This is a genomic window from Colwellia sp. BRX10-1 (assembly GCF_014077545.1).
In the GTDB taxonomy this organism is placed as follows: Bacteria; Pseudomonadota; Gammaproteobacteria; order Enterobacterales; family Alteromonadaceae; genus Colwellia_A.
The window spans coordinates 1-14,413 of the sequence record NZ_JACGWC010000043.1 but is presented as its reverse complement, the minus strand read 5'-3'; the positions used below and the strand labels follow the sequence as shown (position 1 = coordinate 14,413).

At 37.9% G+C, this 14,413-nt stretch carries 9 protein-coding genes; 2 read left to right on the top strand and 7 right to left on the bottom strand.

Annotated elements, in window-relative coordinates; all coding sequences use genetic code 11:
• Positions 1–697: 697 nt before the first annotated feature.
• The 7 genes from H4J75_RS19050 to H4J75_RS19020 all read right to left on the bottom strand — a co-directional run bounded on the left by H4J75_RS19050 (position 698) and on the right by H4J75_RS19020 (position 10,758).
• Positions 698–1,003, bottom strand: a complete 306-nt coding sequence (locus H4J75_RS19050; protein ID WP_182222977.1) for a hypothetical protein — start codon at positions 1,001–1,003, stop codon at positions 698–700.
• Between the two features lie 172 nt (positions 1,004–1,175).
• Positions 1,176–3,587, bottom strand: coding sequence for an ABC transporter permease (locus H4J75_RS19045; protein ID WP_182222976.1), 2,412 nt, complete (start codon positions 3,585–3,587; stop codon positions 1,176–1,178).
• 177 nt (positions 3,588–3,764) lie between these two features.
• Entirely contained in the window at positions 3,765–6,167 is a 2,403-nt protein-coding gene (locus tag H4J75_RS19040) for an ABC transporter permease (protein WP_182222975.1), read from the bottom strand.
• A 1-nt stretch (position 6,168) separates the two neighbouring features.
• Positions 6,169–6,318 carry a hypothetical protein gene (locus H4J75_RS19035; protein ID WP_182204121.1) on the bottom strand — a complete coding sequence of 50 codons (150 nt, stop codon included), beginning with the start codon at positions 6,316–6,318 and terminating at the stop codon, positions 6,169–6,171.
• 61 nt (positions 6,319–6,379) lie between these two features.
• On the bottom strand, positions 6,380–8,770 hold the full coding sequence (locus H4J75_RS19030; RefSeq protein ID WP_182222974.1) for an ABC transporter permease: 2,391 nt from the start codon (positions 8,768–8,770) through the stop codon (positions 6,380–6,382).
• Positions 8,763–9,464 (bottom strand): ABC transporter ATP-binding protein, encoded by a 702-nt coding sequence (locus H4J75_RS19025; protein ID WP_182204123.1) that lies wholly within the window; start codon positions 9,462–9,464, stop codon positions 8,763–8,765. Before H4J75_RS19025 ends, H4J75_RS19030 begins: the two co-directional genes overlap by 8 nt.
• A gap of 37 nt (positions 9,465–9,501) precedes the next feature.
• Positions 9,502–10,758, bottom strand: coding sequence for an HlyD family efflux transporter periplasmic adaptor subunit (locus tag H4J75_RS19020; protein WP_182222973.1), 1,257 nt, complete (start codon positions 10,756–10,758; stop codon positions 9,502–9,504).
• Between the two features lie 350 nt (positions 10,759–11,108).
• Between H4J75_RS19020 and H4J75_RS19015 the strand changes: the two genes are divergently transcribed.
• Complete coding sequence (locus H4J75_RS19015; RefSeq protein ID WP_182222972.1) at positions 11,109–12,515, top strand: sigma-54 dependent transcriptional regulator; 1,407 nt, start codon at positions 11,109–11,111, stop codon at positions 12,513–12,515.
• A 41-nt stretch (positions 12,516–12,556) separates the two neighbouring features.
• Positions 12,557–13,900 (top strand): PAS domain-containing sensor histidine kinase, encoded by a 1,344-nt coding sequence (locus H4J75_RS19010; protein ID WP_182204126.1) that lies wholly within the window; start codon positions 12,557–12,559, stop codon positions 13,898–13,900.
• Positions 13,901–14,413 lie beyond the last annotated feature (513 nt).

Below are 14,413 nucleotides of genomic sequence, written 5' to 3'. Positions count from 1 at the left end.
TACATCGAAAGTAAAGCGGTAACCATCGAAATGATATCGTATCAATATTCGTATGAAATAGGCACATGATCTGAACATCCTAATTATAGGTTTATTCAGACTTAAAGGACTATATTCGTATCTTTGCCGTCGTTAGGCATTAATTGAGCCTTAGGGCAACTGCTAGCCAATTGCGGACATTAGCTTTTGAGTTAAAAATGGCAGATCAGGGGTCGTAAAGTTATCGTTTTTATATAAAAACTTACATCCATTCACAATTGAGATTGTGCCTAAAATTTTTGCACTGAATTAGATTTCAAATCCCCAAAGCTGACATTGAATCACGTAAGTTTTAAATAAATTTAGATTAAACACTCTATGGCGCAATCGCCCCCGAAGTGAGACAGAGAGGAACCTAGCCAACGTTAGAAGTTCTTGCTGAAAGGCTTGTATATTGCATTTTATTTCAAGATAATTAAAGACTAGATGTACTAGAGTAACTAAACATGGGGTGATTTCTTTAACGATACAATAGTGAGAAGTCTTAGTTAACGAATTTACCATAGAGTTTATTTCGTATTGGCCGTTTAACTTAATAAATAACTCCGCTAGCTTTCATTTTTTTGATTTTGCTAAAAGGAATATAATCGGGTATTAACTCAAAATAATTATTGTTATTTAAATCTTCGTATTTAATGCGATTTACTACTGAATGTTTTCATTGATAGAAAACCCTTCCATAAACTATAGCCACATTATTACCAGTAACACTTACCACTTTAGCTAATCTATATTTTTGTTTACTTTCTAAATTATCACCGAGTAATCTCATGTCTAAAAAATAAATATCATTAATTTGCGGTGTTAAAATTAGAATCGAAGCTTCAATTTGTTGCGCATTATGAAAAGCATATTTTTCATATCCAAAATAAGCAATCACAAATAAACAAGCCAATAACACAAGTTTATTTAACGTGATTGATAACTTTGACTTTAGATATTCTGATTCAAAAGTATCTGGCACTTTAATTAATCCTTTTAAAGTTAAAAATATCAGCTCGGGCTGTTAAGGGGAAAATTGTAGTTGGCTAAAATTTCGAGGAACGAGCGCTAGCCAACTATATTTTCCCGATTGAGCGATTGTTATAAACTAATCGCTCTAGAGTAATAAACCTGAACTTACCTCAATGAAATAACTATTCATCACGTAAGATAAGTGAAGGTCTATTACTGGCAGTTTTAAAGGCAAGGCTCGCTACGGTTAACCATGTAATCACCGTAATAAAAGCAGCACCAATTAAGTACACCCAAACTGTTTGTTCGATACGCTCATTAAAGTTAGCTAGCCAATCGCCTATCAGCCAATAACTCAGTGGATAGGCGATAACAATACTTATAACGACCAATATGAGGAATTCTTTGGCGAGTAAATTTACGATACTTAAACGTGACGAGCCGAGTACTTTACGAATAGCCACTTCTTTTTGACGGCGAAGAGTAGCAAACGACGCTAAACCGAAAGTGCCTAAACAGCTGAGGAAAATGGCCAACAAGCTAAAAAGAGTGACCATTTCTAATGCCCTGTGTTCGTTTATATGGGCGTTGGCGTAATCATCAGCAAGTGTGGTTATTTTTACGTCATTTAAATGTAATTCTTGGCGTATTAGCTGACGAACTTGACTGCGTAGCTTAGCCATATTGGCATTGCTCGCCTTAATTATGATATGTCCTGTGCTAAGGGGGCCGTAAAACCCCAAGTTAAAGGATATTGGCAAAGCTTGTTGCCGAGCCGAGCCAATTTTAACATTTTCGATAACGCCAACCACTTTAGCGGTAAGTTTAGATTCTGTGTCCATCAATGTCAGGCCAATAACTGACTCTGGCGATGGATAACCGGCTAATTCCACCATGCGACGACTGACTAATACTCCTACAGTGCTATTATTATCATCAACCTGGTACCAGTCACCACTGAACTGAGGCGAAAAATCACGACCGGCAAGCAGTGTAAGTCCTAAGGTTTCAACCGCATAATAACCTGTGGCTACGGTAGGTTGAGGGCCAGTTAATGTTTCCCCATTTGGCCAACTTAAATATAAGCCACCTTTAATATCATTGGTTAAGTCGAGACTAGAAAGAGTTACTTGCTCAACCCCTGGGAAATTTCTAATCGCAGTCAATAAGCTGTTATTTTTTTGTGTGTATAAGGCCTCAGAAGGTAGCTCTTTTATCACCAAACGTGATGATTTTTCATAACCAACGGCTAGGCTGTCAATCAAATTAATCTGCTGAGATAAAGAAATCGCGGCAATAATTAAACCGACAGATAAAACGCCCTGTAAACACAAGGTTAGTTTTCTAACAAAAACAGCCGTAGCTCCGCGCACAAAATCACCACTAAGCACACGTTTAGCGCTAAAAGAAGCCATAAATAGCGCTGGATATAAACCTGACAACAAACCCACGGCTAAAATCACAATACTGGTTATTAACAGAAACTCAGAGCCATAAACCAAACTAAGTTCCCTATCGATCATTTGATTAAACGCGGGTAAACTTATTTCCACCATGGCAAAGGCCATTAATGCTGCGAGTGTCACTATCAAAAAAGATTCAGTTAGAAACTGGCCCACTAATTGCCATTTGCTTGCTCCCAAGGCCTTACGAACACCCACTTCTTTAGCACGTTTAGCCGATTGGGCAATATTGAGGTTGATAAAATTGATACTAGCAATCACGATCAACATAACACTCAAAGCAATGCAAATTTGCATTACTGTCGATGATCCACCTTCTTTCATCACAAATGGTCCATTGCTTTTTAAGTGTAAATCTTCCATGTTTATTAAGGTCATGGTTATCGTGCGATTTCCCTCTTGGCCCCATGATTTGTGTAACTTAGTGGTCAATTGTTGCTCAAAACTTGCTATATCGGTATTAGCTAAAAGCTTGTAATAAGCATAACCTTGCCCCTCTTGAATAAACTTAGATGGCATGTGAATCAAACTATCAAACTGAACATGGCTATTCTGTACTAAATCCTTAAAAATAGCTCCGATAGTGTATTGGCCTTGCTGATGTTTTAAGGTGCGACCTACCACTAGAGACTCGCCAAACAAGCGCAATGCTTCTGATTCACTTAATACCAATTGATTCGGTTGTGTTAAGGCCTGCGTGATATCACCGGCGATAATATCTAAGGCAATAAAGTCGAGAATATTAGTGCTTGCGCTATAAAAATTGTTCAGCCGATAATCATTGCCATCCACTTGTACTAGTTTACTCCCTCCTAGATTAAGTCGGCTGAGATCCTCCGACTTTACTAATCTAAATATATCTTCTACCTGACTATGGTTTTTAAATGTTTCGGCATTACTATAACTACTCTGTGAAATTGCCTGTAATCCTATCGAGCTCCAATCAGTATGCGCAAGGTAAACACGTTCACTATCTGGCTGATGTTTGTCATAAGACAATTCATGCTGGGCAAATAATGCCATCAAAATAGCCGCAGCTAATCCGATACTAAAACCGGCAACATTAAGAAAAAAATGTTGTTTGTCTTTTTTAATAGCGCGTAACGCAGTAACAAAATAATTAACGATCATGTTAAGCAACCTCTGATGGCAACAAAATCACTTTCGTTAATAGTTAAGTTGGTGTTACACAATGCACGTAACTCCAGACTTTTAGTGAGTAAAGTACGGCTTAAATTTGGTAGTATGATCATAATAATCCTTTGAAATTCTTGTAAATCTAACGTTGCAAAAAGTGAAGGTTTCTATTTACTCATCACGCAAAATAAGTGAAGGTCTAGTGCTTGCCACTTTAAAGGCGAGGCTAGCCACGGTTAACCAAGTCAGCATTGCTATACAGAGGGCGGAAATTATGTATATCCAAGGCGCTTGTTCGATACGTTCATTAAAATTAGCCAACCAGTCACCTACCAGCCAATGAGTTAATGGAAAAGCGATAAAAATTCCAATGACGACTAGGATCAAAAACTCTTTTGTTAGTAGGTTTACTATGCTCAAGCGTGATGCACCTAGTACCTTCCGCATGGCTACTTCTTTTTGACGGCGTAGCGTTGCGAATGAAGCTAAACCAAACGTACCTAACATAGTTAGAAATATAACCAAAGAGGCAAAAATAGAAACCACTTTAGATACTCTCTCGTCACCTCGAAATACGGCCTTGTAGTTATCTGCTAGTAAGTTTATTTTTGGATCGAATATATTGGCATGTTCGGCCAATAACTCAACTATCTGCTGTTGGATATAGAATACGTTTTGTGTATCTATGGTCATTATGACCTCAGTATCACCACCAATAGGATAGCCACATAAGAACATTAACTTTGCCCCTTGTTGCCCATTGCCAACGATTACATTAGCAACCACTCCTACTACACGTATATTTGCAGGGTATCGTGGATTTGAACTTGTGATGGTTTTACCTATGATATCTGCGACATTATTAAAACCTGCTTGTTTCGCAATACTTTCCGTTATGATAGCGCCAATATCTCTATTGAATGGTTCAGGAACTACAGCATCCCAATCGCTGGCAAACTCAGGGCTAAAATCACGCCCAGCTAATAATGTTAGCCCAAGCCCATCTACTATATTAAAACCCGCTCCAGTAACGGGTATGAACCCCTCTGCTTTTTCAGCATTAGGCCAAGTGGCTTTGATAATATTTATTGTTGATTTGGTTATTTGAGAACCTAAAACGGTTAACTGCCCAACCCCTTTAATATCATTTAGTTTATCTAACAGTGACGTTGTATCTTTTGCATAGACTAATTCCGTCGGCAACGCAGAAATCACTAATCGCTGCTTTGTTTCGTATCCCAGAGGTAGGTTTTGTAAGTGAGTTAATTGTTGACTCATGGTGATAGTAGTTATGATCAAAGCAATAGAGATAGCTGCTTGTAATACTAGTAAAAATTTACGTACTATAGTCGCTGTATTACCATGTTGTAAATCGCCACTTAACACTCGTTTTGCACTAAAGGAAGAGATAAAAAATGCTGGATATAAACCTGCAAAAATCCCCACTAATATAGAGACCACGACAATCACCAAACCGAAACGTGAAGTATAATCAACGACCAACTCACGGTCTATCAGCGTATTAAAACTAGGTAAACTAACTTCGACTAACGTACATGCAATGATAGTTGCTAATAGCGAGATGAGTACTGATTCAGACAAAAACTGAATCACTAGCTGAGCTTTACTCGCTCCTAATGCTTTACGCACCCCAACTTCTTTCGCTCGTTTAGTAGACTGTGCTACGCTGATATTAATAAAGTTAAAACTCGCTATTAATACTAATAATGCACTTAAGCCAATACAAATCATCACATCTTGCTTTTCTCCACCTCTTTTAAACTCAGCCATAGACTTTGCTGCTAGGTGTATATCAAGTAAGGGCATTAAACCTAAAGAAGACTTACCTTTAAATCGATCATTGATCGCCTGCTCAGTTAACACTTTTGCATAGTCGTTGGGGTCTGATTGTTCTGCAAGTTTTACGTAAACATAACTATTATTATTTATAGCTGCTTGGTCATGTTTTACATATACTAGATTCTTAAACGCAAAGTGAGTGTTCTCTGGTAAGTCTGCAAACACAGCACGTACAATGTATTGTCCTTTAACATGATGTAATGCTTTTCCAATGATATCGGTACTACCAAAAATACGCACCGCTTCAGACTCGTTCAATGCCAAACTGTCGGGTGTACTCAAGGCATTCTTAAGATCTCCAGCTAAGGTTTTCATATCAATAAAGCGTTCAATATTTGGGGTGGCACCTAACATAGCGCCTAACTTATAACCTTGTCCTTGGTAATTAACAGCGGTAATGACTTTTTCACTAGATTCAACCGAAGTTAAGGCAAAGATATCTTCTACTTGACTATAATTCTTACTTGTTGCCGCAGCTTTAACATAATTAGAGAAGGGTAATACTTCAATACCTATTGCAGTTAAATCTTGTTGAATACGAAAAACCCGCTCTGCATCCGGCTGCTGGCTATCGTACGACAATTCATTTTGGGCAAATAATGCCACCAGTATCGCGGCGGCCAACCCTATACTGAGTCCTATTAAATTAAGGGCGAAATGCTGTTTATGTTGTTTAAAAGAGCGTAACGCAGTAACAAAATAATTTACTATCATGTTATGCAACTTCTAATGGTCTAAATAAAGGTAAAGCGCCTATCGTGGCAACAATGCTACCTTGACTAATCGCTAAGTTGTTATTACGCAATGCACCTGTTTCTAGACTTTTAGTGCGACAAATATTGTTTAGAAGAGTGAGTTCAATCATGTAAATCCTTTTAAATTATTGTAATTGAGCTGTCGGGCTTAACAGCAGGTAATGCACAGTCTTACTCACTGCGTAGTACATTAACGGGTTTACTATTTGCTGTTCGATAAGCCACAATAAAAATGGTTAGCTGAGTTACGACCAGTACAACAAATGCAGCAACAAAATAAACCCCGAGTGATTGCGTGATCCTTACATTAAAATGACTCAGCCAGTTATCAATCAAAAAGTAACTTATTGGAAAGGCAATCGCGACAGCTATAAAGACTAAAAGCATTGATTCTTTGCCCAATAAAGCAACAATACTGCGACTTGAGGCGCCTATTACTTTTCTAATGGCGACTTCTTTACTGCGCAGTTGGGCATTAAATACCGCTAAACCAAACATGCCAATACAGGTTAAAAATATTGCTAAATAACAGAAAATTCTAACCATATTCACTAAGCGGGTATCTTCTACATAAAGTTTACTGTAATTGCCTGAAACCGTTTGTATTTCTACCGGTGCCATATCTAATTTTCTCTCGAGTAAAGAGGCAATATCATTACGTACTTTTGAAGTTATCACTTCATTAGTTTTAATCACTAAGGAGTAACTTCCTCCAATAGGTAAACCACATACAAAGACCACTGGTGCGCCGGTATGTCTTACTGAACCGACTTTTACGTCTTTTATTACACCAACTATTCTACCTGATACGTTACTTGCAGGGCCTGCAGAAAATATCCAAGTTTTACCTATCGCCTCGTCGGCACTTGCGAATCCGGTAAGTTTCAATGTAGATTCTGGAATAATAATGGCTACGGTTGCGCTTTGGGCATTAAACCAATCGGCTTTAAATTCGGTGGAAAAATCCCGTCCTGCGATTAGTTGTAATCCTAATGCAGCTACTGCATCAAAACCGACCCCGCCATAAGCCATACTGGTCTTTACAGTGTCAATACCTGGAACAGATTCTAAGAAAAAGCCTGCGTTACTTCTGTCTGTTAAATAAAAATCAGAGGGCGTAACTGCAGCAACGCCAGGTAATTTTTGCAAAGCCTGATATAGCGTTAAATCATTTATGTTATATAACTGCTCACTCGGCGCATCAACCACCACCAAACGTTGTGACTTTTCATAATTAACTGGTAAGTTATTTAATAACGCTAATTGCTGCGTTAAGCTCAGCACACTGATGATTAAGGTGAGAGAAAGCGCACACTGGCACACCATAAGTGACTTACGTACTCTGGTGGCAGTTTTTCCACGTTTAAAATCACCACTTAACACACGTTTAGCATTGAATGATGAGATAAATAGCGCCGGATATAAACCTGATACTAGGCCAATAAAAAGCGAACCTATGATAAGGGGTACTAAAAACGGTGACCAGCCATTGATCGATATTTGCCGGTCGACTAGTTGATTAAAACTTGGTAATGCCAACTCAACTAAAGCACAAGCAATTAAGGTGGCAAATACAACCAGCACAACAGACTCAGTCAGAAATTGCACGATCAGTTGAGATTTATTTACCCCTAACACTTTACGTACACCAACTTCTTTCGCGCGTGATCCTGCTTGCGCTATGCTCATATTGATATAGTTAAAAGAAGAGATCAGTAACAATAGCAGGCTCAACATAATACTGATTGATAGGTTTTTTTCTGATCCGCCCACTCTCATATCATTGTTGAAATTAGCCCCTAAATGAATAGCAGTTAACGGCTGCAAGTAATAGTAGTTATCACGCCATTGCCAAATATCGGCAATTAACGCAGTAATGCTTTCAGCTACTTTGTTAACATCAGTCTTATTAAGTCGCACATAGCTGTGAACGATATTCCCTTTGATGTTGTTATAGGGGGTGAAAGAGGTTAACGATGAAAAATGAAAGTGACTATCAGCCCTTAAATCTTTAAAAACAGCTCCAACAGTGAGACGTTGATGCGACTTAGCTCTTAATAACGTTTGCCCTACTATATTTATGTCACCAAATAAACGCTTAGCTTCACTCACCGTTAAAGCAATATGATCCGGTTTTTGTAAACTCTGTTGTAAATCACCTGAAATGACATCTAAGGTGATAAAATCAACAATATTTTCTGTAACAGCATAATTTGCGGTTAATTGATTAAAGTTTTCCGATATTTTTATTTTGTCATCAGCAAACATCTTGGTTTGCATTAAATAAAGAACATCTTCAACTCCCGCTAGTTGCTTTATTTTCTCATATGCTTTTGGGGTGCTTAACAGGTACTCGTTACCGCTTTGGTTATCGTGAAATACCATACGATAAGTATTTTCGGCATTTGGTTGAAAATGGTCATAACTACTTTCATTTATGGCGTATAGCGCAACTAAAATAGAAGCAGCTAAACCAACACCCAGACCAAAAACATTAAGCATTAAATGTAATTTTTGTCGTTTAAATGTCCGTAAGGCGGTTAAAAAATATTGGCTAAGCATACTGTGCCGCCGGTGCCAGCTGATTGGCTTTATCTAACATGATTTGACCATCAAGTAAGCGCACTAATCTATCGGCATAATTTCCCTCTTTTTCTGAGTGAGTTACCATAATAACTGTGGTGCCTTCTTTATTTAGTTCACGTAACATCGCCATGACTTCATCACCATTTTTTGAATCTAGATTACCCGTTGGCTCATCGGCTAGAATCAGTTTTGGGTTGATAACTAAAGCACGAGCAACGGCGACACGCTGTTGTTGCCCACCAGAAAGCTGTTGCGGTAAATGATCAGCTCTATGGTCAATACCAACGCGTTTTAAAATTGCTTCAACACGCTGCTTACGCTCACCTTTACTAATTTTTTGATACTGTAGTGGCAGTTCAACGTTTTCATAAACGGTGAGTTCGTCAATTAAGTTAAAGCTTTGGAAAATAAATCCGATAGAGGCTTTACGTAATTGTGCCAATTGTTTTTCGTTGTAACCTGCAATACTACATCCGGCAAATTCAAAGCTACCGCTGGTGGGAGAGTCGAGCATACCTAAAATAGATAACAAGGTAGATTTCCCACAACCAGAAGGACCCATAATGGCAACGAATTCTCCCTCATTTACGCTTAAATCAATATTGTGTAGCGCAGTTGTTTCTAAATCTAAAGTACGGAAAATACGGCTTAACTTGTTTATTTTAATCATTATTGTTATTCCTTTAATATCGTGTTTTTCATTTAAGTTAGTTTAATTGTAATTGTTGAGCTTTATCGAAATTGCCATAGCTTGATGTAACCACTTTTTCGCCCAGCGTTAAGCCTGACAATACTTCAAAATACGTTTGATTCTTTTTTCCTAAACTGATGTTTCTTCGAACAGCTTTGTCGCCATTTTCGTTAAGTACATAAACCCAATTTCCGCCACTATTGCTAAAAAATGCGCCGCGTTTAAGGAGTAAAGCTTGCTCTTTGTCTCCACCTAACATCAATTCTACATTAATGCTTTGTCCACGCTTTATGTTGCTAGCGTTTGTCGGGAGATCAACCTCAATCTGAAATTGTGATTGATTAACTCGACTATCAATTTTACTGACTTTAGCCATAATACTACCCGTTTCTAGTGCTACCATAACGACTAAGTCACGCTGTACTTGGTTTAAATAAAATTCATCAAGGCGTATTACTAGCTTATATTCATTGGGGATATCAATTTGTCCGAGGCGGGCACCACGCTGTTTTGATTCACCAATATCAACATTCAGCTCACTTAAATAACCAGAAACAGGAGCCTTAAATAACAAATCATCTAAATTATCACGGGCAAAATTTAGATTTTTTTCGAGCATGACAGCGCTTTCCTCTAATTGCTTAACCTGTACCTTGCGTATGCTGTTTTCTTGCTGTTGACGTTCCATGGTAAGTGCTTTTCTGGCTTTATAGTAAGTAAGGTCGTCTGCAACTTCTGCGAGCTTGTCTTCAGCCAACAGGCCTTTGCTTACTAAGGTCGATGATTGCTTTACCCGACGCTGTAAATGACTGATCTGTAATTCAATTTCTAACAAATCGCGACGTAAATTTAATCGACTCGTCGCCATATTCATTTGAGTGTTTCGCAGAAAATTGAGCTGCTCTGTAACTTGTGCTTCTCGCCCCATTACATCAAGCTGTAAGCTTGTGTTACTTAAGCGCACCAAGGGTTGCCCTTTTTTAACAAATTCACCTTGTTCAACCAAACGTTCCTCTACCCGACCACCTGCGGTTGTATCTAGATAAACTGTTGTTTTAGGTACAACTTGACCCCGCAAACTTAACGCATCAACAAATGTACCTTGAATAACAGGGCTTATGGTGAGAGTGTTTATAGCTAAATTTTGACTACGTCCGCCATCAGTTGATTGACTGAAGCTATAAGCAACAACAAATATAGTTAACAAAATCACGCCGTACAGACAATGTTTAAAATATTTTCGTAACGGAGATCTGATTATTTTCTTATCCATCAATGTTGTCCATCTATGTTACCCATTTACGTTACCCATTTACGTTATTCATTTACGTTATTCACCTAAAGTATCTAAATCATTTGTTCCTCTTCACTATCGTTTAGCTTTAAGAGGTATTTTTGTTTCTAACTGTGGCTATCATTACAAGTCTTATGCCATGTATGGATTTAAAAATTATTTCTATTTAAAACAGTTTGTTATATTAATTTCGTCGAGAGTCGTTGTTTTTTTGTAGTGTCCGGTTATAGTACATAAGCGAGATTGATGTCCATTTATGGACAGTTAATTAGTAGACGGGTTTATTGAATGTAAGGTAGACTTAAAATATTTAAAAAGTGGAAGACGAAATGAAGCAAGCAGGCTCAATTTTAATTGTTGATGACAACCTAGATATTTTGATTGCTGCTCAGTTATTGCTTAAGCAACATTATCAAACTGTGGTAACAACAGATAACCCTTTTGACATTGAGAAAGTGGTAAACGAGCAAAAAATAGAAGTAATATTGCTCGATATGAACTTTAATCATGATGCTATTAGTGGTCAGGAAGGTTTTTACTGGCTCAAAAAAATACTCGCACAAGACCCATCTTTGGTTGTTGTATTGATGACGGCTTACGGTGATATTCAATTAGCCGTTGATGCTATAAAAGCCGGAGCCTCTGACTTTATCGCCAAACCTTGGAGAAATGAACAACTTTTAGCGGTGATCGCTGCTGCATTCGCGCATGCTAAAGATAAACAAAAAGTAGACAAACTTACTCGACAAACCCAAGGATTAAATCACGCCCTGAAAGGGCAAAACTTTGAGTTTTTAGGTAAAAGTAGTGCGATGAAACAAGTCTTCGACACCATTGAAAAAGCGGCTAAAACAGATGCTAACATTTTAATTACCGGCGAAAGCGGAACGGGAAAAGAATTAGCGGCGCATGCAATACACTTAGCAAGTAATAGAGGTGATGAAGCATTTATTAGTCTAGACATGGGGTCAATCGCTTCAAGCCTATTTGAAAGTGAACTTTTTGGACATAAAAAAGGCGCATTTACTGATGCTAAGGCTGATAGAACAGGGCGATTTGAACTCGCCAACGAAGGCAGTTTATTTTTAGATGAGTTGGGCAACCTGCCTTTGAATCAACAAGCAACTTTATTAGCTGCATTGCAAAATCGTCAAGTCACTCCTGTTGGTGGTACAAAGCCGATAGATGTTAATATTCGACTTATTTGCGCGACCAATGAAAACTTACCACAAGCTGTTGGTGAAAATCGTTTTAGACAAGACTTACTTTACCGCATTAATACCGTAGAAATACGCTTGCCACCATTGCGTGAGCGAGTTGATGACATCCCTTTACTTACTGAATATTACCTTGATCATTTTAGCCGAAAATATAAAAGAGATTTGTCAATTAAACCCGACGATATGAGCCTGTTATGTCATTACGCTTGGCCCGGTAATGTGCGTGAATTAGCGCACGTTATTGAACGTTCGGTTATTTTAAGTGATTGTGGTGTCTTAGATGTTTGTTCAGTGGTAGGGGAAAAAACACCTGAAAAACTTGAAGAAATAAATACTACAAAGGAAAATAATGAAATAGATACGACTGATTATGATTGCTTCAATTTAGACATATTAGAGCAACGTGCTGTGCGTGCAGCGCTGAAACATCATCAGGGAAATGTCAGCCAAGCAGCAAAAGCACTTGGATTGACGCGAGGTGCTATGTATCGTCGCCTAGAAAAGCATGACCTTTAATTATTCTTCCCCCTATAACTTAATTAAATGAGCTATATTTTATGAATTTTATAAACAATCGGCCTTGGTTATTATTGGTTATTAACCTTGTCGCTTTACTGGCTTGTGTCGCACTACTTACGAGTATATATATGACTATTGGCGTGTCTTCGACTTTGCTGTTGGTGCTCGTTTTATCAATAACATTTATGGCGTCGTTACTGACACTTTTTAAACGCCAAGATCAACAACTGATACAAGTTGTTAGATCACTCGCTAATGGCGATAATACGCTGGGATTCAGTACTCATCATCCAATGCGTCAGCATTTTGAGGGGGTAAAACAACAAATGCAATCGGCACGATTTGCTGCCGAGAAACAAAGCGATTTTTTAAAAGCCTTACTAGTACATGTAGATTTGGCCGTTATCGTTTGCGACGACCAAGGACATATTATTGAATCTAACCCAGCGGTTGCTCGGTTATTAGGTAAAACTTTCAGCCATTTAAATGAGCTAAATCATATTGGTACAATAATTTCAGACGCGCAAAAGAACTTGCACAGTACCGTGCAATGGCTACATGGCGAGCAGCAAGACACCTTAACCTTACAAGTAAGCATTGCTGAGATCCAAGGAGAAGAGCGTAAGATCGTCACTTTACAATCAATTCATGAATTGTTGCTAAATAAAGAGCAACAAGCTTATAAACGGTTAACTCACGTACTGACTCACGAAGTGGCGAATACCATAACCCCATTAGCTTCTATTGCACAAACGTGTCAGGGGATGATCCCAAAAAATCTGAGCTTTATTGATGAAGAAAATAAACAAGACTTAATCTTAGCACTAAATACTTTAGCTTCTCGTACCCAATACTTAGGTGAGTTCATCGCGAGTTTTCGACAAATTAGCAGCTTGCCTATGCCAAATTTGCTGCCTACGCATTTAGCCACTATATTAACGCGAATCGAAATGCTCCACAGGCAACAACTTGTTGAATGCGATACTAAGCTAACAATAGATATACAAAGCCAACAATTAGTTATGTTAGATAGTGCACAAATTGAGCAAGTCCTGATAAATCTGATTAAAAACGCGATAGAATCGATAAAATCACAGCGTAATCAACAGCTAAATTTAGCGAGTAATTATCAAGAACAAAATCAAATTTCAATAACCGTTGCACAAAATAAAGCTCAACAACTTTATGTTGAAATTGCTGACAATGGAACAGGTATAAGCGAACATGTTATCGAGATGGTTTTTGTCCCTTTTTTTACCACCAAACAGCAAGGCTCGGGTATTGGCTTGAGTCTTTCTAAACAAATTATGATAAATCACGGCGGAGATTTAGTTTATCTCACTCGTGCGAAAGGTGCTTTTTTCAGATGCATATTTGGTTAGTTTAGGTAATAGTATTTAACGAAAGACCTATACCAGAACAATTATAACAAACGTAAAAGGGGAGCCTTTTTTTTAAATAACAGATCAACTTTCTAACATTAACTAGCACATTATTTAAACAAATAAATTACAGTTATAAAGCCAGCTGATAAAATTTGTCTCAATTTTTTATTTTTATATAGCGAACAGGCAAACCATAAAAGCTATCTCGTTTTGTGCCCCGAAGCGTCATAGAATTTAATACCTAAAATTATATTAATCTAATGTCCGCTTTGGTGTTTTCTAATCAAATTAGAATTGTTATAAATTTCTGATGAAATTTATAACAATTCTATTATCTAACGCAGGGCTGATTTTCATCGATTAAAATGTCGCTAGATAAGCCAAGGCTAACGTCCGGTCTACGCCCTGAGACCTTTAACAAGCTTTTTCTTTAAAAAGTAATGGGGAATTCCTATCGCTCAATGCTTTTAAATACTTGGCTTCATTGTATGGCTCTTTAGTTTTCCAACA

Excerpts from the sequence above, each read along its gene's own strand:
- H4J75_RS19045 (WP_182222976.1), bottom strand. The coding sequence starts at position 3,587 with ATGATCGTTAATTATTTTGTTACTGCGTTACGCGCTATTAAAAAAGAC.
- H4J75_RS19040 (WP_182222975.1), bottom strand. The coding sequence starts at position 6,167 with ATGATAGTAAATTATTTTGTTACTGCGTTACGCTCTTTTAAACAACAT.
- H4J75_RS19035 (WP_182204121.1), bottom strand. The coding sequence starts at position 6,318 with ATGATTGAACTCACTCTTCTAAACAATATTTGTCGCACTAAAAGTCTA.
- H4J75_RS19030 (WP_182222974.1), bottom strand. The coding sequence starts at position 8,770 with ATGCTTAGCCAATATTTTTTAACCGCCTTACGGACATTTAAACGACAA.
- H4J75_RS19025 (WP_182204123.1), bottom strand. The coding sequence starts at position 9,464 with ATGATTAAAATAAACAAGTTAAGCCGTATTTTCCGTACTTTAGATTTA.
- H4J75_RS19020 (WP_182222973.1), bottom strand. The coding sequence starts at position 10,758 with ATGGATAAGAAAATAATCAGATCTCCGTTACGAAAATATTTTAAACAT.
- H4J75_RS19015 (WP_182222972.1), top strand. The coding sequence starts at position 11,109 with ATGAAGCAAGCAGGCTCAATTTTAATTGTTGATGACAACCTAGATATT.
- H4J75_RS19010 (WP_182204126.1), top strand. The coding sequence starts at position 12,557 with ATGAATTTTATAAACAATCGGCCTTGGTTATTATTGGTTATTAACCTT.